The 20,609-nt window shown below is 65.1% G+C and carries 21 protein-coding genes, 1 tRNA gene and 1 pseudogene; 4 read left to right on the forward strand and 19 right to left on the reverse strand.

Annotated elements, in window-relative coordinates:
• Positions 1–55: 55 nt before the first annotated feature.
• The 6 genes from C6Y53_RS14595 to C6Y53_RS21045 form a co-directional block, all read right to left on the reverse strand.
• Positions 56–526 carry an arsenate-mycothiol transferase ArsC gene (locus C6Y53_RS14595; RefSeq protein WP_106473093.1) on the reverse strand — a complete coding sequence of 157 codons (471 nt, stop codon included), beginning with the start codon at positions 524–526 and terminating at the stop codon, positions 56–58.
• A gap of 3 nt (positions 527–529) precedes the next feature.
• On the reverse strand, positions 530–1,009 hold the full coding sequence (locus C6Y53_RS14600) for a UPF0262 family protein (protein ID WP_106473094.1): 480 nt from the start codon (positions 1,007–1,009) through the stop codon (positions 530–532).
• Positions 1,010–1,015: 6 nt separating this feature from the next.
• Positions 1,016–2,317 (reverse strand): histidinol dehydrogenase, encoded by a 1,302-nt coding sequence (hisD, locus tag C6Y53_RS14605; protein WP_106473095.1) that lies wholly within the window; start codon positions 2,315–2,317, stop codon positions 1,016–1,018.
• A 155-nt stretch (positions 2,318–2,472) separates the two neighbouring features.
• Positions 2,473–2,952 carry a DUF2948 family protein gene (locus C6Y53_RS14610; protein ID WP_106473096.1) on the reverse strand — a complete coding sequence of 160 codons (480 nt, stop codon included), beginning with the start codon at positions 2,950–2,952 and terminating at the stop codon, positions 2,473–2,475.
• Positions 2,949–4,217 carry a UDP-N-acetylglucosamine 1-carboxyvinyltransferase gene (gene murA, locus C6Y53_RS14615; protein WP_106473097.1) on the reverse strand — a complete coding sequence of 423 codons (1,269 nt, stop codon included), beginning with the start codon at positions 4,215–4,217 and terminating at the stop codon, positions 2,949–2,951. Before murA ends, C6Y53_RS14610 begins: the two co-directional genes overlap by 4 nt.
• A gap of 6 nt (positions 4,218–4,223) precedes the next feature.
• A complete protein-coding gene (locus tag C6Y53_RS21045; RefSeq protein WP_211299396.1) occupies positions 4,224–4,388 on the reverse strand; it encodes a hypothetical protein in 165 nt (54 codons plus the stop codon).
• Between the two features lie 83 nt (positions 4,389–4,471).
• Here C6Y53_RS21045 and C6Y53_RS14620 point away from each other — a divergent pair.
• Positions 4,472–4,546: transfer RNA gene (locus C6Y53_RS14620), tRNA-Thr, on the forward strand.
• 286 nt (positions 4,547–4,832) lie between these two features.
• On the opposite strand, the gene C6Y53_RS14625 is transcribed toward C6Y53_RS14620, so the two are convergent.
• The 9 genes and pseudogenes from C6Y53_RS14625 to C6Y53_RS14670 form a co-directional block, all read right to left on the reverse strand.
• Positions 4,833–5,030 (reverse strand): hypothetical protein, encoded by a 198-nt coding sequence (locus C6Y53_RS14625; protein WP_149615532.1) that lies wholly within the window; start codon positions 5,028–5,030, stop codon positions 4,833–4,835.
• A 111-nt stretch (positions 5,031–5,141) separates the two neighbouring features.
• Entirely contained in the window at positions 5,142–5,738 is a 597-nt protein-coding gene (locus tag C6Y53_RS14630) for a recombinase family protein (RefSeq protein WP_211299397.1), read from the reverse strand.
• Positions 5,684–6,088, reverse strand: coding sequence for a recombinase family protein (locus tag C6Y53_RS14635; RefSeq protein ID WP_106473100.1), 405 nt, complete (start codon positions 6,086–6,088; stop codon positions 5,684–5,686). The genes C6Y53_RS14630 and C6Y53_RS14635 overlap by 55 nt, the downstream gene beginning before the upstream one ends.
• Positions 6,089–6,190: 102 nt before the next feature.
• A pseudogene (locus C6Y53_RS14640) lies at positions 6,191–6,679 on the reverse strand (IS3 family transposase); the annotation flags it as partial.
• A gap of 44 nt (positions 6,680–6,723) precedes the next feature.
• Entirely contained in the window at positions 6,724–7,665 is a 942-nt protein-coding gene (locus tag C6Y53_RS14645) for an IS630 family transposase (RefSeq protein WP_106473102.1), read from the reverse strand.
• Between the two features lie 341 nt (positions 7,666–8,006).
• Positions 8,007–8,531 (reverse strand): hypothetical protein, encoded by a 525-nt coding sequence (locus C6Y53_RS14650; protein WP_149615534.1) that lies wholly within the window; start codon positions 8,529–8,531, stop codon positions 8,007–8,009.
• Positions 8,532–8,580: 49 nt separating this feature from the next.
• A complete protein-coding gene (locus C6Y53_RS14655) occupies positions 8,581–9,153 on the reverse strand; it encodes a hypothetical protein (RefSeq protein ID WP_149615535.1) in 573 nt (190 codons plus the stop codon).
• Positions 9,146–9,694, reverse strand: coding sequence for a hypothetical protein (locus tag C6Y53_RS14660; protein WP_149615536.1), 549 nt, complete (start codon positions 9,692–9,694; stop codon positions 9,146–9,148). The genes C6Y53_RS14655 and C6Y53_RS14660 overlap by 8 nt, the downstream gene beginning before the upstream one ends.
• A 471-nt stretch (positions 9,695–10,165) precedes the next feature.
• Positions 10,166–11,449 (reverse strand): adenylate/guanylate cyclase domain-containing protein, encoded by a 1,284-nt coding sequence (locus tag C6Y53_RS14670; RefSeq protein ID WP_106473107.1) that lies wholly within the window; start codon positions 11,447–11,449, stop codon positions 10,166–10,168.
• 43 nt (positions 11,450–11,492) lie between these two features.
• On the opposite strand from C6Y53_RS14670, the gene C6Y53_RS14675 reads away from it, so the two are divergent.
• The gene (locus C6Y53_RS14675; RefSeq protein ID WP_149615538.1) at positions 11,493–11,729 is read left to right on the forward strand and encodes a hypothetical protein; all 237 of its coding nucleotides are present in this window, start codon (positions 11,493–11,495) and stop codon (positions 11,727–11,729) included.
• A 48-nt stretch (positions 11,730–11,777) separates the two neighbouring features.
• Here the strand turns inward: C6Y53_RS14675 and C6Y53_RS14680 are convergent, their stop codons facing one another.
• Genes C6Y53_RS14680 through C6Y53_RS14695 form a run of 4 tightly spaced genes read right to left on the reverse strand, consistent with a single transcriptional unit; the run spans position 11,778 to position 17,733 of the window.
• Entirely contained in the window at positions 11,778–13,046 is a 1,269-nt protein-coding gene (locus tag C6Y53_RS14680; protein ID WP_106473108.1) for a flavin-dependent oxidoreductase, read from the reverse strand.
• Entirely contained in the window at positions 13,043–14,818 is a 1,776-nt protein-coding gene (locus C6Y53_RS14685) for a hydantoinase B/oxoprolinase family protein (protein ID WP_106473109.1), read from the reverse strand. The genes C6Y53_RS14680 and C6Y53_RS14685 overlap by 4 nt, the downstream gene beginning before the upstream one ends.
• Positions 14,815–16,878 (reverse strand): hydantoinase/oxoprolinase family protein, encoded by a 2,064-nt coding sequence (locus tag C6Y53_RS14690; RefSeq protein ID WP_106473110.1) that lies wholly within the window; start codon positions 16,876–16,878, stop codon positions 14,815–14,817. Before C6Y53_RS14690 ends, C6Y53_RS14685 begins: the two co-directional genes overlap by 4 nt.
• Before the next feature lie 54 nt (positions 16,879–16,932).
• Positions 16,933–17,733, reverse strand: a complete 801-nt coding sequence (locus tag C6Y53_RS14695; protein WP_106473111.1) for a copper chaperone PCu(A)C domain-containing protein — start codon at positions 17,731–17,733, stop codon at positions 16,933–16,935.
• A 30-nt stretch (positions 17,734–17,763) separates the two neighbouring features.
• Between C6Y53_RS14695 and C6Y53_RS14700 the strand changes: the two genes are divergently transcribed.
• Both C6Y53_RS14700 and C6Y53_RS14705 read left to right on the forward strand, forming a co-directional pair.
• Positions 17,764–19,161 carry a hypothetical protein gene (locus C6Y53_RS14700; protein ID WP_244614846.1) on the forward strand — a complete coding sequence of 466 codons (1,398 nt, stop codon included), beginning with the start codon at positions 17,764–17,766 and terminating at the stop codon, positions 19,159–19,161.
• Positions 19,162–19,281: 120 nt separating this feature from the next.
• Entirely contained in the window at positions 19,282–20,565 is a 1,284-nt protein-coding gene (locus tag C6Y53_RS14705) for an ABC transporter substrate-binding protein (RefSeq protein WP_106473113.1), read from the forward strand.
• Positions 20,566–20,609 lie beyond the last annotated feature (44 nt).

Raw genomic sequence — 20,609 nt, forward strand, 5'->3', positions numbered from 1 at the left:
GCCATGTCGCGGAACGCCGGACCGGTCCGTGGCGCGCGGGCGCGACCGGTGCCGGTCATTGCGGCTGCTGTCCAGTTTCGGTCGGTTCGCCCCAGCGTTCCCTGAGCTTGCTGACGATCTGGTCGCGTGCCTGCCGGTAGCTGGCCAGCTTGTCCTGACGCGATTCGCCCAGCCCGGTGGGGTCGAGAATCGGCCAGTATTCGACATCGAGATGGAAATACCGCGTCAGTTCCAGCGCCCGGCGCTGGCTGGCCGGGGACAGCGCGACCACCAGGTCGAACGAGGAGAGATCATCGCCCCATTGCTCCATCTCGTCGAAAGAGCGCGACCGGTGGCGGGACAGTTCCACGTCGATCTCCTGGCAGACGGCGATGGAAAACCCGTCGATTTCCATGTCGTTATGCACCCCGACCGACTGGACATAGGTGTCGGTGCCGTAGAATTTCTTCATGATGCCCTCGGCCATGGGCGACCGGACCGCGTTGTGGTCGCAGCAGAACAGAACCGACTGCGGCAGGGGCTTCACGGGTCAGCCTCCGAAATGCAGGACGCAGATCAGGGTGAACAGGCGCCGGGCCGTGTCTTCATCCAGCTCGACCTTGCCTTCGAGCCTTTCCTTCAGCACGCGGCTGCCTTCGTTGTGAATGCCGCGGCGTGCCATGTCGATGGTCTCGATCTGGTGCGGGGGCAGCTTCTTGACCGCCTCGAAATAGCTTTCGCAGATCTGGAAGTAATCCTTGACCACCTGGCGGAACGGGCCAAGCGACAGGTGGAACTCGGCGGCCTTGCGGTCGTCGGCGGTGGCCACGTCGAACACCAGCCGCTTGTCGCGTATGGACAGCGCCAAATTGTAGGGACCGGCGGGGGCGGGCCGGTCATCGCGGCCGGGCAGCTCGAACCGGTTGTCTTCGAGCAGGTCGAAGATCGCAACCCGCCGTTCCTGTTCGATCTCGGGCGTGGGCGGGGGCAGGCCCGCATCGTCGAGCGCGATGTTTGCGATATGCGACATGAGCTCTTACCCGTTCAGTTTGTCCAGTCGCGCGGTCACCGACTGTCCATGCGCCATCAGGCTTTCGGATCTGGCCAGCCGTTCCGCCGCGGGCCCGATAGCACGCAGCGCCTGCGGTGTCATCCTCGCCAGCGTCGTGCGCTTGAGAAAATCCATCACCGACAGGCCCGACGAGAACCGGGCCGACCGGGCGGTGGGTAGCACATGGTTCGGCCCGCCCACATAGTCGCCGATCGCCTCGGGCGTCCACTGGCCCAGGAATATCGCCCCGGCATGGGTGCATTTGCCGGCCAGCGTTTCGGGGTCCGCCACACAAAGCTCCAGGTGTTCCGGCGCGATGCGGTTCGACAGCCGCGCCGCCTCGTCGAGGTCGCGGACGGTGACGATTGCGCCGAAATCCCGCCAGCTGGCCCCGGCGATGGCGGCCCGGTCGAGCGTTTCGAGCCGGGCATCGACGGCCCGCGCCACCGCGCGCCCGAACCCGGCGTCGTCGCTGATCAGGATCGACTGGGCGCTTTCGTCATGTTCGGCCTGGCTGAGCAGGTCGAGCGCGATCCAGTCCGGGTCGTTGTCGGCATCCGCGATGACCAGGATCTCGGACGGCCCGGCGATCATGTCGATGCCCACCTTGCCGAACACCCGCCGTTTCGCGGCGGCCACATAGGCGTTGCCCGGCCCGGTGATCTTGTCCACCGGCGCGATGGTCGCGGTGCCATAGGCGAGCGCCGCGATCGCCTGCGCGCCGCCGATGCGGTAGATCTCGTCCACGCCGGCCAGGCGGGCGGCGAGCAGCACCAGCGGGTTGACTTCGCCCCGCGGCGTCGGCACCGCGATGGCCAGCCGCCCGACGCCCGCCACCTTGGCCGGGATCGCGTTCATCAGCACCGATGACGGGTAGGAGGCCAGCCCGCCCGGCACATAGAGACCCGCCGCCGAAACCGGCGTCCAGCGCCAGCCCAGCATGGCGCCGGTGTCGTCGGTCCAGCTCTCGTCGGCGGGCATCTGGCGTTTGTGATAGGCGCGGATGCGCGCCGCGGCCAGTTCGAGCGCGGCCCGGTCCTCGTCCGACACGTCATCGACCGCCCGCGCGATGTCTCCGGCCGAAAAGGCCAGGCGGTCGGCGGTCAGATCGAGCCCGTCGAAACGCGCGGTCAGTTCGATCACGGCCGCATCGCCGCGCGCGCGCACGTCGGCGATGATCGCCGCCACGGTGTCGTCCACGTCCGGTGCATCTTCGCGCTTTGCGCCCAGCAGGCTGGCAAAGGCGGTTTCGAAATCGGGGGCGGCGCTGTCCAGAAAGACCGGCATGGCATCCTCGCTTGGTTGTCGGTGCCCGGCATAGCGGTGCGGGTGCCGGGGCTCAAGCCGCCAGCGGCACGGCGGGCTCGGCGGGGTTTGTTCGGGAACGTGGCCGGACGGGTCCAGACAGGTCCGGGGCAGGGCGCGCCGCGGACCGTTCCCGCCTATTCCGGGTGTTCGGGCACCTGCCGCGACGGCGCCAGGTAGGGGCGGGTGACATCGCGCAGGGTCACGTCCAGCGCCTCGACGGCCAGCCGCAGCGCCCCATCGCCTGCCAGCGTCAGCAGGATATGCCCGGCGGCATCCTCGCCCGGTTCGAACCCGATCGACAACAGCGACAGGACGACATCCCTGTCGCTGCGGTCCACGCCCTGCGACGCGACGCCCAGCACATTGTTCACGCTGAGCACCGCCTGCACCCGTTCGGGGGCGCGGCCACGGGCCGCGGCGGCGGCGCGGTCCTCCCAGCGAAACCGGTTCAGCAGCAGCGCAAAGCGGTGCTGGCCGGGTTTCCAGCCTATTTCCGTGATCGGAAACACCGCGTCCTGGGTCAGGGCAGAGACCACCTGCAGATCATCGGCGTCCAGTGCGCCGAGATTGAGCGGTGTTTCGCCGCCCTCCTGGAATGTCGCGTCCCTGCTCATTCTTCCTTGATCCGTTCGATTTTCGCGCCGACGCCCGAAAGCTTGCGCACAACATGTTCATATCCGCGATCCAGATGATAGACCCGGCTGACCCGCGTTTCACCTTCAGCGGCCAGCCCCGCCAGGATCAGCGACACCGAGGCGCGCAGATCCGTGGCCATGACCGGCGCCCCCTTGAGGCAGTCGACGCCGGTTACCGTGGCGGTGCCGCCATGCACCTCGATGCGGGCGCCCATGCGGATCAGTTCGGGGGCATGCATGAACCGGTTCTCGAAGATGGTTTCCTCCAGCACGCTGGTGCCGCTGGCGGTGCATAGCAGCGCCATCATCTGCGCCTGCAGATCGGTGGGAAACCCGGGGAAGGGCTCGGTGGTGACATTCACCGCCCGCACTACGTTGTTGCGGCGTGAAACCGTCAGCCCGTCGGCGGTTTCGGTCACGTCGATATCGGCCTCTTCCAGCTTGTCGCAGAAGGCGCCGACCAGGTCGCGGCGGCCGCCCAGCAGCTCGACCTTGCCGCCGCAGATCGCGGGGGCGAGCATGTAGGTGCCCAGTTCGATCCGGTCGGTCACGACGGGGTGGGTGGCGCCGCCCAGCTGATCCACGCCCTGAACGGTGATGGTGTCGGTGCCGTCGCCGTCGATCTGCGCCCCCATCGCGCGCAGGCAGCGGGCAAGGTCGACGATTTCCGGTTCGCGCGCCACGTTTTCCAGCACCGTGGTCCCACGCGCCAGCGTCGCCGCCATCAGCGCGTTTTCGGTGGCGCCGACCGACACGAAGGGAAAGGCAAAGCGGCCGCCCTTCAGGCCGTTCGGGGCCTTGGCATGCACATAGCCGTCGCGCAGGTCCATCTCGGCGCCCATCGCTTCGAGCGCCCGCAGGTGCAGGTCCACCGGCCGCGCGCCGATGGCGCAGCCGCCGGGCAGGGACACGATCGCCTGGCCATGCCGCGCCAGCATCGGTCCCAGCACCAGGATCGAGGCGCGCATCTTGCGCACGATGTCATAATCGGCGGTCAGGTTGTCCAGGTCGTGGCTCGACATCGTGAGCACCTGGCCGTCCTGCAGGCTGCTCACCTCGGCGCCCAGCGATTGCAGCAGCGTGGTCATGGTGCGGATATCCGACAGCCGCGGCGCGTTGGTCAGCGTCAGCGGCTGGTCCGACAGCAGGGTGGCCGGCATCAGCGTCAGGCAGGCATTCTTGGCGCCTGCGATCGGAATGCGCCCGGACAGCGGACCGTTGCCGGTCACCAGAATCGAATCCATGCGTGTTCAGTCCTCTTTCCTGCCCGTTTCCGTTCCAGTCCGCCGCGCCCGCGCCTGGGCCTTGCGGCGTCCAAGGTTGGCCTTGAGCGCCGCCTTCAGCCGTTCCTCGCGGGAACCCGCCTGTTTCGCACCGGTTTTCTGCCGCGCGCCGTCGGTTGTTTTCTCTGCCATGGCCCTGTCTATCGCAGCGGCGAAAAAGCGTCCAGATTGCCCTTGCGCCTTTGTCTGATAGAAGCTAATGACCCGCGCACGATGCTGCTGTAGCTCAGAGGTAGAGCACTCCCTTGGTAAGGGAGAGGTCGAGAGTTCAATTCTCTCCAGCAGCACCATCTCGCTCTTTGACCCTGATTTTCCCTCTAATGCCCTGAAAGGGAAGGAAAATTCGGGAGTTCCATACACCCCATTTTGATCGTATCTGAGCGGCCTTGAGAACGCCAATCTAAGGACTGTTTGGCGCATCACATAGTCGCCATTTTAGTATATACCCCAAGGGCTTGCCAAGAATTTCAGGGCGAGTTCAATGCAACCCTCCAGCCGTCCCTTCGGTGGCACCGTATTATCCGCTCGTTCGCTCAGCACGATCTTTTGCCGTTCCAGCCTTTCTATCCGTGTTTCTTAGGCACCGACCACGGACGGGTTTGCAGCATCTACGATCCTGTCCAGCAGGTTCTCGATCTGCCGCTCCGTTTCCTTGAGTTGCTTAAGCAAAGCGGACTTCGTGTTCTGCGCTTCGGCAAGGCGCATGTCCCACGCATCGCACAGCATGGCCTTGGCCACCTTGAATAGCGCGGGCACCGGCTGCAGGCTCTTCATGATCTCCGCGAACCCATCTTCCAATTTGGCCCGTGGAACCGATTTGCTCTTGGCCTCACAGCCCCGCGTCTCGCAACGGTAATAGGCGTAATGCTTCCGGCAACCTTTCGACTAGGCTCCGGTCATGGCGTTGCCGCAGCAATCGCAGAGCACGAAGCCCCGTAGCGGGAAGTCTTCGTTAAAGTCCTTGCGTGCCGCAGGGGCGCGTTTGCGTCCTTCAAGGTTGTCCTGAATCTGCTGATAGGTCTCGAAGCTGATTAGCCCTTCGTGCTGACCCTTGCGCAGGCTCACGTCCCACTTCGGGGCCTCGACATATCCGGCATAAACGACCTTCTTCAATAGCCGCGTAACTGTCATGGGGCGCAGCGTCCCGTCTTTCAGGTCCTTCGGGAAGTGCGGATCGCGTTCAAGATACCGCTGAACTTCCGCCTGCGATGCAAAGTGACCGCTGGCATAGCCCTCAAGCGCCTTGCGTAGCACTGCGGCCAAAGGCTCATCTGGCACGAGCACCTTGCCCCCGCCTGACGTCGCTGGCTCGTATCGATAGCCGACCGGTGCGCGGAAGACCCAGAAACCGCTTTCGACTCTGGACTTCATCTTCTGGACCACCTGACGGCGGTTTTGTTCGCGCTCAAGCTCACCTTGCGCAGCAATCACCGTTTCGATGAATTGCCTTCCGGCGTATCCTCGAAGCGGAAATTGAGGCATTCGATAGTCGCACCGCGCTGCGAAAACTCGCGCCGGAGCTTTAGGTGAAACTCCGTATCGCGAGCAAAGCGCTTGAGATCATCGAATATGACGACGTACGGCTTGCCCTTTTGCGCATCCAAGTAGCTGAGCAGTGCCACCATGCCGGGGCGCTTCATGAAATCGCCGCCGCCGCTGACATCATCTGGGAACACCGCTTCGACAGTGTAGCCCTTGTCATCTGCATAGGCGCGGCAACGCTGCTCTTGACTCTCAAGGCCGCTGCCTTCGAGCCGCTGTTTGGTCGAGGAAACGCGGCAGTAAATCACCGCGTTTCGCGCTTGCGTCAGTTTTTTGTTTTCTTCGTTCATCTTGCCTCCAGATCGGCCCCACTATCTCGCGGGGCCTCTGATCTTTTGGATTAATCCGGTTTGAACCGCCCCGGGTTTCCGAGAGGCTTTTTTGTTCAAGACCTACGCGGCTTTTTCAAGGGTGTTCATCTGTTCGTAGAATGTATCCTCCACTTCCTGTGGCGGCCGGTGCCCGATGGCGCTGTGTAGCCGCTCGTTGTTATACCGGCTGACCCATTGCAGGGTCTCCCATTCGACCTGGGCCATGGATTTCCAGGGGCCGAGGAAGTTGATCACCTCGGTCTTGAACAGGCCGATGACGCTCTCGGCCAGCGCGTTGTCATAGCTGTCGCCCACGCTGCCCACCGAAGTGTCGATACCGGCATCGGCCAGGCGCTCGGTGTAGCGGATGGACAGATACTGGCTGCCGCGATCGGAGTGATGGATCAACCCGCCGCCTGTTGGGCATCGCTGGCAGATGGCCTGGTTCAGGGCATCCAGCACGAAGCCTGTCGTCATCGAGGTCGAGACGCGCCAGCCCACGATCTTGCGGGCGAAGACATCGATGATGAAGGCCACATAGACCATCCCCGCCCATGTCGACACATAGGTGACCTTCCGTGAAACGCTAGAGCGTGTCGCGTTTAATTGGTTTTTTATCCAGCTGCCTTGAAGAAGTTGTAGCATTCTTCGTCGGTGAAGAGGTCGCACACATGACCGACGGCCTTCCTGAGCTCTTGGTAGGTTCGGGCGGCGGCCTTTCGGATCAGCGCCTTGAGCTTTGAGAATGCCACTTCGATCGGGTTGAGGTCGGGGCTGTAGGGCGGCAGGAAAAGGAACCACGCGCCGATGTCGCGCATGGCTTTGGCCGCGCCGGGGCTTTTGTGGCTGGACAAGTTGTCGAGGATGACCACGTCGCCCGGACGCAGGCTCGGCGCCAGCTGAGTTTCGACATAGAGGTCGAACATCTCCCCATTCATTGCGCCATCGATCACCCACGGGGCATTGAGGCGGTCATGGCGCAGGGCGCCGATGAAGGTCTGGGTGCGCCAATTTCCGAACGGCGCGTGATCGACCAGGCGCTGCCCGCGCGGGGCCCAGCCAGTGGTTTTGGCCATGTTGGTCTTGAGCGATGTCTCGTCAATAAATGCCAGTCTTTCCAGATGCCTGGCCATGAAGGGTTGGCGCTTGCCAATCCAGATGCGGCGCAGGTCGGCAACGTCCTGGCGCTTCTGCTCAAGCGCTTGCAGGTTTTTTTTGTGTGACAGCCCGAGCCTGAGCAGAAGCCGACCGACCGACGAGCGATGCACCTTCACCCCGTGCTCCGTGTCCAGTTCCGCGGTCAGCTCGTCAATAGTCAGATCGGGCCGCGCCGCGATCCGGCTCTCCACCCAGCCTTTTACGTCGGTCAGTTTGCCGCGCCCGGGATTGCCCTGAGGTTTCGGCGCGAGCGAGCCGGTCTCGCGCTTGAGCCGAACCATGTCGTTGACGAACTTGATCGAAACGCACAGCCGCCGCGCCGCCTCGGTATGCGTGCGGCCCTGTTCCACAAGCCGCACGGCACGTTCACACAACTCAAGAGGATGCGGTTTGCCCATCTCTGACCCCCATATCTGCCTCAAAGACATGGAAGCACAGGCCGAGCCGCATGGGAATCCTGAATCTGATCAGGAGCGACACGCTCTAGATATCGCGGTGGGCAAGACGATCAGGGCTTCCGAGCCATCGGACAGCCAGCAACGCATTCTCAGCGCCGTTCGCTGAGGCGTCCGTCAGATCAAGTCTGAAGTTTTGCATCAAAGGTCGCATTCACCTGTGCCGGCACGATCGTCGAAACAATTCGGCGTCCATTCTGTCGATGGTCAGGGGTCGGCCAGCGCTCCCGCTCCAACGCCGGCCACCAGCAAGATTTCTGCGGGGTTTCTCCAGTTCAGCCGCATCAGTCGATCCGCAAGGGCGTGTCGAAACTGCCGGAAATATCCTTGCAATCACTCATGTCGGGTTCGGCATACATCTCGGGAACAAGGCAGACCTTGCCTGAAAACACACCTGTCGCATGCCCCGCCTCGCCATCCTTTTCAAACCGTTCGAGTGTCATCACCGGATCGCCCGGGACCTGATCGCTTGTGTAAAAGGGATTGGACAAGCCGTTTGGCATGAAGATGATCTCGACCCCTGAAATCGGCTTGGACTCATCGTATCCACCAAACCATCTGCCGGAAATCGACAGGACGTCGTTCACCGTGAACCTGGGTTCCGGATGGCCCTGCAGGCTCAACGTCGGCAGCAGCCGATGATCCCGATAACCGGCGGAAATCGCCGTCTCGTTTCCCCGCGTGACAGAAATGATATGCCATTCTTTCGTTTCGCCACCGAAATCGGCTGTGATTGTCCCTACGCCCTCTGCCGAAACTGCGGTTGGAACGACCAAAGCCACGATGATGGCTGCCTGTATTCCTTTCATGCCGGTATTTCCCTCTCCTTGATCTCATCGGCCGAACTACAGGGCCGCGCTACTTAACAAGCTCTGGAACCCCCATGATTCCTATCGTCTGTGCCTCCATACCGCGACAGGTCCCCTCGGGTGCCGCAACGGACGCTGCTTCACGGGCAATCACGTTGGCATTGTCGTTTCGGCGTGCGTCGATCAAGGCAACATGACACGCGGTGCCTTGATCGATGCGCGTCACCGCCAGCACCTGTTCCTCGGGAAGACCAGCTGCGGATCGGTCGATGTAATACCGGACGATGGTCGCAACCGGCACGGCTCCGTCCATGACCCATTCAATGACATCGCCGATCCTGTGTGTGCCCGGCATGGCTTGGGTCCAGATCTGTTCCTGTGTCGGATCGGTGCCAAAGGACAGGAATACCTTGTGTTCCTCAATGTTCAGCATGAAATCCCGGCCAACCGGCCCGGGGCAGCGATATAGTGACCCACCGTTTTCGTTCGAGATGAACGTGCAATTCGCAGGATCAGCTGACGAATAGACACTGGTCAACGGCTCTGCCTTGACCGAGCCGGCACCGAGAATGAGTGGTAAAAGCAGTCCGACAATCGTGCCGGAACCTGAAGCCTCACTCATCGTTTTCGATCACCAACCTGGTGTGGAATGCGCCCGAACCGGGCCGACAGCTGTCTTCCTGGGCAGTTGCATAGACTTTTTCAAGATAACAAAAAACACCTTCAAAGCTCCCAACAAGCATCGCCTCGGCTTCGGACGTCTCGGTAAGGTCAAAGGACACGGAAATGTCTCGCGCTTCCCAGCGAGGACCGGTAATTCCGCCCAGCAACCGGATGATCGTCGTGCCCGTTGGCCGACCATATTCGGAACTGCCGTTTTCAGTCAGCAGGCGGGAGAACACCATCGAAATCGCAAACCGCTCCCTGATGGCTGCCTCTTCAGGATAGGCGGTTACGTCGATGGTATCGAGCAGTGAACCCTTCGTGAGCGTTGCCGAATGCCTGAGCTTTCCCCTGACCTCGCGCGATCGGGTGATCCATTCGCTCTTCGCGCCCTCAAACTCAAAACTGAGCGTGCCCAGCGTATCCGCGAAGCCGGGGGCCGCCAAAATGGTCGTCAGAATTGCTAGGCCCAAAACGTGGCCTCGAAAGAAACGATACACGCAGCGCTCCTGTGCCCGGAACCGTCAAGCAGGCGGACCCATCGTGACAGTCTTCATATCAACAAGCAATTTTGGCCGACATCCCCGAAGTAGAACGCCCTCTGCACCAAGGTGCCGGTGCAGATTGTTCTGATCAAGCCTCTTGGGCACGCGGGACCGGTGATCGGGCGTTGGCACCTGTGTCGAGCGCGGTTTCTGGTCTCGGCAGCGGGTTTGGTTCGGGTGTGGGGCGGATCGGCCACCCATTGTGCAGACCGGTCGAGCCGGTTTCGTTCGTGACTTTGGCGCTGATACCGCCATGCCGGAACGCGATGGCACGGGCATGGCCGACAACGCGCGCGCCAGTCTTGATCAGCCGGGCCTGCAGGGTGGTCCGTGACCAATCGGCTATCAAGCGATGATTGGCTTCAGAATTTCTTCCCATCCGTCGGGGCAGTGGACATAGCGATCTTGTCCGCAGATGTTCACCTGCTAAGAGGCATGTCCTGGGTCCAACCTGAACACCTCTACCGGCTCGCGTATTCCTTTGAGTGTGACCTTGCCCGTTGATACGGATGAAAACGTGTCTTCCACCGCGATGGCGACGCGAGCGCTGAGCAGAATTTCGCCGTCATCGGCCATTTCGCACAGACGCGAAGCGACGTTGATCGCGGTGCCCGAGGCGGTGTAGTCGGACCGCCCCTCGTAGCCCACCAGACCGACGGTCGCGTATCCCAGCGACACGCCCACACCAAAACCAAGACGATAGCCTGTGCGCTTCCAGTCTTTCCCCAGCTCCGCCATACGGGCGCGCATTGCAATCGCCAGGCGAATGGCATCCCCTGCCGGATCGTCGCGGGGGATCGGGTCGTTGAACAGCACCATTATCCCGTCGCCCATACGAAGATCGACACCCGCACCGTGGGCATTGATCAGTTTGCCCATTTCCTCGTGATAGGTTTGTAGCACCTCGATGGTTTCTTCAGGCTCGGCGGTTTCACAGAATGCGGTAAAGCCGCGGATGTCGCAGAAAAGCACGCCCAGTAACGCGCGGTGGCTGGAGAGTATCTTTTCGGAACCGGAAGAGACAACGACATCGGCTACGGCAGTGGGCAGGAAACGCTTGAGTCTGCCCATGCGTTCGATTTCGTCCACCTGGTCCCTTACCCTTTCCTCAAGTGCGGAGTTGAGCGACTCCAGCGCCCGGAACTGGCGCGAATTTTCGATGGCGATTACAGCCTGCGCCGCAAAGATCTCGACCAATTGGATTTCGGTTTCCGCAAATGGATCCAATTTCTTGCGACTAAGGGCTATGGCTCCAATCGCCTGCGCTCCATCTGTCAACGGCACGATCAGCCAGGAACGCACGTCCTCGATATCCACCACATGCGAGATGACAGGGTCTTTCTCACGGTAGAAGTCGGTGTCGCGCAGATCGGCGATGTTGATGGTCTGACCGGTTCGAATGACCTCTGGGATCGGTCTGCCGCTGTCCAGGGGTGCTGATCCTCCAACGCTGAACGCGGTTTCCTCAAACCCCCAATACGCAGCGATTTCGAAATGGGTCCGTTCGGCATTCGCAAGCTGCAAAGACGCCTGGCTTGCCTCGCACAGCTCCGCCGCTTGGGTAAGGATGGCTTCGAAAACAGGCCCTTCGTCATCGCGCGACTTTTGAATGACACTGAGAATACGGCGCGTGGCTGCCTCGCGTCGAAGCCCGCGGCGCAGTTCGACCAGCAGGTCTTCCCGATCCGAATCTTCCGCTACGTCCGCCATGGTCTAGCCAGAGTCCCGCGTGGGCATTGCGGTTAGGCTACACATGAAAGGCGTAGCTTGCCAGACGGGCGCGCAATGGCCGTTGCCTGCAAAGGCGGCGATGTACTCAGAACCCTGTGCCGGCTCGTGCGCGCTCGACCCGCATTGCGGCGGCCTGCGGCCGGGGCAGGTGGAAGTCACCGGTTCCCTGAATGTGTTGCCCTGGGTCAGGTCCGGTGTCACGGTTGAGAGGCGTCTCGAGGGGCTGGCCGACATGAACATGGCACCAAACCTGATTTGACCGGGCGGGGGTCGAGGGTCATATCCCGGGTTCCCGGCCGCCCACCGGTCATCCCGAACGCGGCCGCAGGTGGGCGTCCTTCGGGATCAGCGATGGCTGGGCGTTCAGTGCCTCGACCGAGAACCCGGCGAGTTGCTTGTATTTCTCGGCATGGGCGGCCAGTTCCGCGTAGGGGATCACATCGTCGATGGTTTCGAAATCGCCGCCGCACAGGTCCTCGACCCGTTGCAGGATCGCGTCGGGGCCGGCCCCCCGGTTGGCCCGGATTATGGCGGTGGTACGTGGCCGCATCTCGGCCTCGTAGGCGGACAAGGCGCCGGGCGTGACGCCGTGCTCCAGCAGCCTGGCCCCGATCGTGCGGGCGTCGACGATGGCTTGGCTGGCCCCGTTCGACCCCACCGGATAGGTCGGATGCGCCGCGTCCCCCATCAATGTCACCCGGCCCTCGGTCCAGCCGTCCAGCGGATCGCGGTCCACCATCGGGTATTCATAGACGACCTCGGCACCCCGGATCAGCGCCGGCGCGTCGAGCCAGCCGAAGCGCCAGGCTTCGAAGTCGGGCAGGAATTCGGCGATGTCGGCGCTGCGGTTCCAGTCCTCGCGCCGCCAGCCCTGCGCGGGATCGACCCGTTTCTCGGCGATCCAGTTGATGGTGGCCTTGCCGGTCGCCGGATCGGGTTTCGAAATCGGATAGGCAACGAGGCGCTGGGTGTCGTGCCCGGTCAGCGCCATCGCCGCGCCGCCGAAGAAGGGCGTGGCCTGCGTCGTTCCCCGCCACAGGATCGCACCGCCCCAGATCGGAGGGCCTTCTCCTGGGTTCATCTGCGCGCGGATTGCCGAATGGATGCCATCGGCGCCGACGATCAGGGCGCCGGTTTCGCTGGCCCGCCCGTCGAGATGCAGCTCTGCCCCGTGGTCATGGTTCGTGAACCCCGTGGCCCGTGCCCCGGTCACCACGCAATCGGCGCCGGCGCGGTTGCACAGGGTTTCATAGAGCATCATCTGCAGCTTGCCGCGATGCACCGAGTATTGCGGCCAGTGATACCCCGCCCAGGTTCCGCGCGGTTCTTCCCAGATGGTCTTGCCCAGCCGCGAATAGAAACCGTATTGCCGTGTCTGCACGCCGATCCTGTCCAGCTGGCTTTCCAGCCCGAGATCGAACAGTTCCCGCACCGCGTTGGGTTGCAGGTTGATCCCGACCCCGAGCGGGCGCATCTCGCGCACGGATTCGAACACCCGGAATGGCACCCCGATCTGGTGCAGGGTCAGCCCCAGCGTCAGCCCGGCGATACCGCCGCCGGCAATCAGAACCGTCATTGCACCTTTCCCCCGGTTTGTTGCCCGTTTCGCAGCGCGGCGGTTCCGGCCTCGTCCGCCGCACCGGCGTCGGTCAGCGCAACGCCGAACAGATCGCGGGCCTGTGCCCGGTCATAGCGGCCCAGCCGCACGTCCTCGGCCACCGCCGCGGGGTCGCGGGTGAACGGGTCGCCATAGCCGCCGCCGCCCGGCGTGCGCACGCGGACCCGGTCGCCCGGTTGCAGCGCGATATCCTGTTCCTTGGACAGGTGGTCGGGCGTGTAGGGCGCGCCCGACCGCCAGACCGTGACCCGGTTCACCCCGCCGTCGCCGCCACCCAAGGCGCCCTGCGGGCCGGTCCGCCCGTGATCCATGACGAAACTGGCCTTGGCCTGCCCGCGCCGCAATTCGACCTCGTAGTCGAGCCCGAGCCCGCCCCGGTGACAGCCGGCGCCGCCCGATCCCTCGTGCAGCGCGTAGTGGCGATAGAGCACCGGGAATTGCTGTTCCATGATCTCGATCGGCGGCGCCTTGGAGATGCCGATGGTGGAACAGCCATTGGCCAGGCCGTCGTGATGCGCGTTGCCGCCATAGCCGCCGCCCGAGATCTGGTACATCACATAATCCCGGCCCCGCGCCGGATCATGCCCGCCCAGGGCGAAATTGCCGCTGGTGCCGGCGGGGGCTGCCGTCACCCGGCCGGGCAGGGCGGGGACCAGCGCGGCAAACACTGCCTCGGCGATGCGCTGGCTGACCTCGGCGGCGCAGCCCGAAACCGGACGCGGATAGCGCGCGTCGAGAAAGGTGCCGTCGATGCCGGTGACGGTCAGCGGCTCGAACGCGCCCGCGCTCATCGGCACTTCGGGAAAGATGTGGCGCATCGCCAGGTAGACCGAGCTGAGCGTGGTGGCCCTGACCGAGTTCATCGGCCCCGCGCAGGGCGGCGACGATCCGGCGAAATCAAAGACCAGCCCGTCATCGGTTCGCGTCACCGCGAGGCGGATTTCCAGCGGCTCGTTCACCACCCCGTCGCTGTCGATCCAGGCCGAGGCGGCATAGCTCCTGTCTGGGATGTGCGCGATGCAGCTGCGCATCTGCTGCGCGGCGCGGGTGCGCAGTTCGGCAATCGCGCGCGTCACGGTGTCGTTGCCATAGCGGTCCATCAGCGCAGCCAGCCGGTCCGCGCCCACCAGCAGCGCCGCGGCCTGCGCCTTGACATCGCCGATACGCTGTTCGGCGACGCGGATGTTCGAACAGATGATCGCATAGATCTCGGGGTCCAGCTCGCCTTGCTTGAACAGGCGCACCGGCGGCAGGCGCAGCCCTTCCTGTTCCACCGCCGTGGCCGAGGCGGAAAACCCGCCGGGAACCGCGCCGCCGGTGTCGGGCCAGTGCCCGGTATTGGACAGCCAGCAGAACAGGCTGTCGCCGCGATAGAAGGGCATCGCGAACCGCACGTCCATCAGGTGGGTGCCGCCCAGATAGGGGTCGTTGACGATGTAGATATCGCCGGGTTGCGGTTGCGCGGCCTCGCCACGCGCAATCATGTCGATCAGCACGCGGGTCGAATACTGCATCGTGCCGACAAAAACCGGCAGCCCCCCCGCGCCCTGGGCGATCAGGGCGCCATCGGTGGCATCATAGATGCCGTCAGAGCGGTCGTTGGCCTCGGCGATCACGGGCGAAAAGGCGGCGCGGGAAAAGGACAGGTCCATCTCGTCGCAGACCTGCTGCAACCCGGCCTGGATCACCGACAGGGTCACCGGATCGAGCGGCGCGGAGTTTCCGGTCATGGGGCTGCCTTTCCGATGTCGATCAGGATGTTGCCGTCGTCATCGCCGCTGGCGCGGTCGCCCGGTTCGATCAGCACGGTGGTGTCGATCTGTTCGACGATGGCCGGGCCGGTCAGGGTGAACCCGGCGGGCAGCAGGTCGCGGCGATAGACCGGGGTGTCGCGCCAGCCGCCGGTGAAATGAACCGCGCGGCTGCCGGTTTGGGCCTCGGACAGGGTCTCGCGGCGCTGCGCGCGATCGATCAGCGACGACAGGTCCAGCTCGGCCCGCGCGCCGATGACCGAACAATTGGCATTGACCACGGCGGCGCGGATCTCGGGCAGATCGACGCGGAACCGCTGGCGGTAGGCCTGTTCGAACCGCGCGCGCAGGGCGTCGCGGGTGATGTCCGGCCCGTCCAGGTCCACCCGCAGCAGGTGGGTCTGGCCGATGAACTGCATGTCGACGCTGCAAAGCTGCCGGATGTCCCGGACCTCGACGGTTTCGGCGCCGATCAGCCGGGCGCCCTCGGCGGCCTGGCCGTCGAGCACCGCGCGCAGCCGGTCCATGTCGAGCGTCTCCAGCGGGGTGTTCAGCGTGGTGACGAAATCGTGCCGCAGGTCCGCCACCACGCAGCCGATCGCGTTGGTGATGCCGGGCCGCGCGGGCACCAGCACGCGCGGGATCGCCAGTTCGCGGGCCAGCGCGCAGGCATGCAGCGGCCCCGCGCCGCCAAAGGCGAACAGGGCGAAATCGCGCGGGTCGGCGCCCAGCGACAACGACACCATGCGGATCGCGCCCGCCATGCGCAGGTTGGCCATGCGGATCACCGCCTCGGCCGCGCCTGTCGCATCCAGCCCCAGCGGCGCGCCCAGTTTCCCGGCAAAGATCGCGCGCACGATGCCCGCGTCCACACCGCCCCTGACCGCGTTCAGCCCGGCGGGGTTGAGCCGCCCGAGCAGCAGGTTGGCGTCCGAAATGGTGGGATCGGTGCCGCCCCGTCCATAGCAGATCGGGCCGGGATCGGCACCGGCGCTGTCGGGGCCGACCTCGAGCAGGCCCGAGGCGTTCACCCGCGCGATCGAGCCGCCGCCCGCGCCGACCGTGCGCACATCGACCATCGGCACATGGATCGGCATCGCGTATTCGACCTCGATCTCGTTCGAAACCGGCGGCTCGGCGTTGCGGATCAGCGCCACGTCGGTCGAGGTGCCGCCCATGTCATAGGTGATCAGGCTGGTCTGCCCCGCGCGCCGCCCGGTATAGGCCGCCGCCATCACCCCCGAAGCCGGGCCCGACATCACCGTCTTGGCGGCTTCCTGAGCGACCCGTCCGGCCCCGACCATGCCGCCATTGCCGTTCATCACCAGCATCTCGCCGCGATAGCCGCCCGCGGCCAGTTCGCCGGTCAGGCGCCGGATATACCGGTCGAGCAGCGGCTGCACCGCGGCATTGGCCGCCGCCGTCACCCCGCGCTCGAACTCGCGGCTTTCGGACAGCAGCGCGTGGCCCATGGTGATATGGTCATTGGGCCAGATCCCGCGCAGGATCGCGGCGGCCCGGCGTTCGTGATCGGGGTTGGCATAGGCGTGCAGGAAATGCACCACCACCGATTCACAGCCCGCGTCGATCAGCCGGCGGCCCGCCTGCGCCACCGCGTCCTCGTCCAGCGGCGTGACGACCTGGCCATCGGCATCCATGCGTTCGGGCACTTCCAGACGCAGGTCGCGCGGGATCAGCGGCGTGAATTCCCCGGTCATGCCATAGGGTTGCGGGCGGGTCCGCCGCCCCAGTTCCAGCACGTCGCGAAACCCCGCCGTGGTGATCAGCCCGGTGCGCGCCAGCTTGCGCTCCAGCACCGCGTTGGTGGTCGTGGTGGTGCCATGCACGATCAGGTCGAGCGCGGCCAGGTCGCATTCGGCCGCCGCCAGCGCGGACATCACCCCGTGGGCCTGGTTGTCCGGTGTCGTGGGCACCTTGGCCAGCCGGACCGCGCCGGTCGCCGGGTTCATCTCGACGAGATCGGTGAACGTGCCGCCTACATCGACACCCACCACCGCGCCGGCCGCCTTGTTACCCATGCCATCCCCGCATTTTCGTTCGTATGCAAATGGTGCGGGCCGCATCCGGGCTTGTCAACGCGCGACGATCGTGGCGACCGCGGTCACCGGCTGCTCGCCGACCACGAAGGCGCGGTGATCGTTGCTGTTCAGCGTCACCCGCACCTCATGCGTGCCGGGCGGCAGCGCGCCGATGCGCGCGGTGGGCTGATAGAGCCGCTGCAGCTTCAGCCCGCCCACATAGAGATGCCCGTGCCCGGTTCCCGGCACATGGGCTGTGTCCGCAAGGTCGGGCGCGAAGGTGAAATTCTCGGCCTGGACCTCGACGATCCAGCCATCGCCGTCCTCGCGCACGGCCAGCGAGATCCCGGGCACCGGTTCGCCATCGCCGACCCGGCAGATATCGCCCAGGCCGAACAGGCCGAAGCTGCCGGCATCGCCCCGCCGGGTCGGCGCCACCAGCCGCGCCCGCGTGCTGATCTCGCCCGCGGTTTCGAACCTCAGCGTGACCGGGATCATCCGGCCATCGTCGAGCGACCCGCCCACGCCATCCATGCGGATATGCGCCCCGTCGGGTTCAAGCGCCGCCGTGGCATCGCCGGGGATCGGCAGACCGGCATCGGCGACGGTGGAATCGAGCCGCGCCCGCTGCGCGGCAATCGACCGGACCGCGACGATCCGGTCGGGACCGCCCCGGTTGACCACGTTGAGAAACACGGCCACCCGTCCGGGTTCACCCGCCACCGGCGCGGCCGTTGCCTGGGTCAGCAGCAGCTCCGGCCCGCTGCGGCGCGAGACTATCACGATCGCGGCCATTGCCATTGCCGTCAACACGATGGCAACAAAGGCCGATTTGATGTGTCGGGTGTCTTTCATCCCCTCCCGGTCCGACTATTGTCGTTGGTCATGAGCATCCCTCATCCCCGTGTCGTGTTCAAGCGTGCTGCCGTGGCGATGGCCCTGGCCGTCTGCGCCGGCGCGCCCGCGCGCGCCCATGTGTCCGAGGGCGGGCTGGTGCTGTTGCTGCCGACCGATATCTATATCGCCGCCGGCGTGGCGGTCGTCGCGGCCACCGTGGCGCTGTTGGCCCTGTTGCCCGCCCGCGCGGTCGCCGCGCTGTTCCGGCCGCGCCGGCTGCGGCCGGGACGGGGCAGCCGGGCCCGGCGGATGGTCACGAACTGGGCGGCGTTCGCGGTGCTGGCGGCGCTGGTCTGGAGCGGCCTGGCCGGCCCGCGCGATCCGCTGGCCAACCTGCTGCCGCTGGTCGTCTGGACGGTCTGGTGGATCATGCTGGTCGCGCTTCAGGGGCTGGCGGGCGACCTGTGGTCCCGAATCGATCCGTGGCGCGGGCCGGTCGCGGTGGCGCGGCGGCTGTCCGGACCGCCGCCGCTGCGGCTGCCCGCGCGGCTGGGCCATGCGCCGGCAATCGCCATCTTGCTGTGTTTTGTCGGGTTTCTGCTGGCCGATCCTGCCCCGACCGATCCGGCGCGGCTGGCGGTGATCGTGGCGCTCTACTGGCTGTCGAGCTTTGCCGCGCTGGTGCTGTTCGGCGCGCGCTGGCGGTATCGCGGCGAGGCGGTCGGGGTGCTGATGCGCAGCTATGGCCGGTTGGGCGTGATGCGCCATGGCCGGGTCGGGCTGACCGGCTGGCAACTGGCCGCCGGTCGGGTGCCGCCGGCGGGGCTGGCGCTGTTCATGCTGCTGATGCTGGGAAGCGGCAGTTTCGACGGGCTCAACGAAACCTTCTGGTGGTTTGCCCGGATGGGCTGGAACCCGCTGGAGTTTCCCGGCCGGTCGGCGGTGATCGGGCAGACGCTGGCGGGTTTGGCGGTCGCCAACCTGGTGCTGGTGGCCGGGTTCGCGCTGGCGGTGCGCGCAGGCCTGTGGCTGGCCGGCGGCGGCCGTTTCCGGCGCGCGTTCCGGGCGCTGGCGCCGTCGGTGCTGCCAATCGCGCTGGGCTATCACCTGGCCCATTACCTGACCTCGTTCCTGGTCGACGGGCAATATGTGCTGGTCGCGCTGAACGACCCGCTGGCCACCGGCGCCGACCTGCTGGGCATGGGCGAAACCTATGTCACCACCGGGTTCTTCAATACGCCGGCCAGCGTGCGGATGATCTGGCTGAGCCAGGCCGGGGCGGTGGTGCTGGGTCATGTACTGGCGGTGCTGCTGGCGCATGCCATCGCGCTGCGCGAGCTGCGCGATCCGCGCCGGGCCGCGCTGAGCCAGGCGCCGCTTGCCGCGATGATGGTTCTCTACACGCTGTTCAGCCTCTGGTTGCTGGCGTCGCCGCGCGGGATCTGATCCGGCCGTTCTGCCGTGACCCCGGGGGGCTGGACAAGACGGGCGCCGGTTCGCACACTCATGACAGGACAGGGGGGGCCGGGGACGGCTCGGGGCTGTCGACCACCAGGGGGATAGGAAATGACCAAGATCACCACCGCCACGACCCGCCGCGGCGCGCTGAAGACGCTGACGGCCGGTGCCGCCGCCGCCGGCCTGCCGCTCTGGGCGCGCTATGCGCAGGCCCAGAGCTCCGAGCCGATCCGCATCGGGTTCCAGGTCCACCGGACCGGCATCGGCGCGGCCTATGGCCGTTGGTATGACCGCACCACCCAGGCGGCGGTGAAGATGATCAACGACGCGGGCGGTATCAACGGGCGCATGATCGAGATCGTGGCCGAGGATGACGGCACCGACCCCAAGCGCGGTGCCGAAGTGGTCGAGAAATTCGCCAACCAGCATGGCTGCGACATCGGCTTTGGCACGCTGTTTTCCCATGTGGTGATCGGATCGGCACCGCGGGCGGGCGAGTTGAAGCTGCCCTATTTCGTGGTCTCGGAAGGCCACCATGTGGCCAGCGGCATGCTGAACCGCTGGACGCTGCAGCCCGGCATCACCGACGTGAAGAGCCAGGTGCAGGCGATGGCGCCCTTTGTCAGCGAGACCCTGGGCAAGAAGGTCACCATGATCTTTCCGGATTTCGCCTTTGGCCACGATCACCGCGACTATTTCACCGCCGCGATCGAGGCGCAGGGCGGCCAGGTGCTCGAACATATCGCGATCCCGCCGACCGAGACCAGTTTCACCAAGTATTTCCCCAAGATACCGCGCGACACTGAGGTGATCTATCACGTCATGGTCGGCCCTGCGGTGCTGACTTTCGTCAAGGAACTGGGCGAGTTCTTCGGGCCGTCGCGCCCCGAGATGTTCGGCTTCATCGACAGCCTCGAGGCGGTGGATATCGGCAGCCCGGGGCTGGAGTTCCTCGACGGCACCTATTTCTGGGAGGGCAATCCGCGCTATGCGCAGGAAAACCAGAGCGAGTTCGACAAGGTCTATCGCGCCGCGGTCGGCGTTGATGACAACGGCGCCTCGGTCAGCGATCCCAAGGACGTGTCCACCTATGCGCATATGTTCGGCTGCTGGGAAACGCTCTATGTGGTCAAGGCCGGGATGGAAGCGGCGGGCTATGCCGGCCCGCAGGACCGGGCCAGCCTGATCGAGGCGGTCGAGGCGATGACGGAGATGCCGGAATCGCAGGCGCATCCCCAGGGCGCCAAGCTGTTCAACGGCAAGACCCACCAGGTATTCGGGCACCAGCATGTCTCGAAGGTCGAGGGCGGGAGAATGAAGCTGGTGCACACCACCTCGATCGAGGACACGCTCTATCCCGACGAGGTGGACTACACCACGCAGAGCCTGTGAGGCAGTGCACCCGCACCGGATGGCGGAGCGGGGCGGTTGATGCC

The sequence above is a fragment of the Pukyongiella litopenaei genome, from assembly GCF_003008555.2.
In the GTDB taxonomy this organism is placed as follows: Bacteria; Pseudomonadota; Alphaproteobacteria; order Rhodobacterales; family Rhodobacteraceae; genus Pukyongiella; species Pukyongiella litopenaei.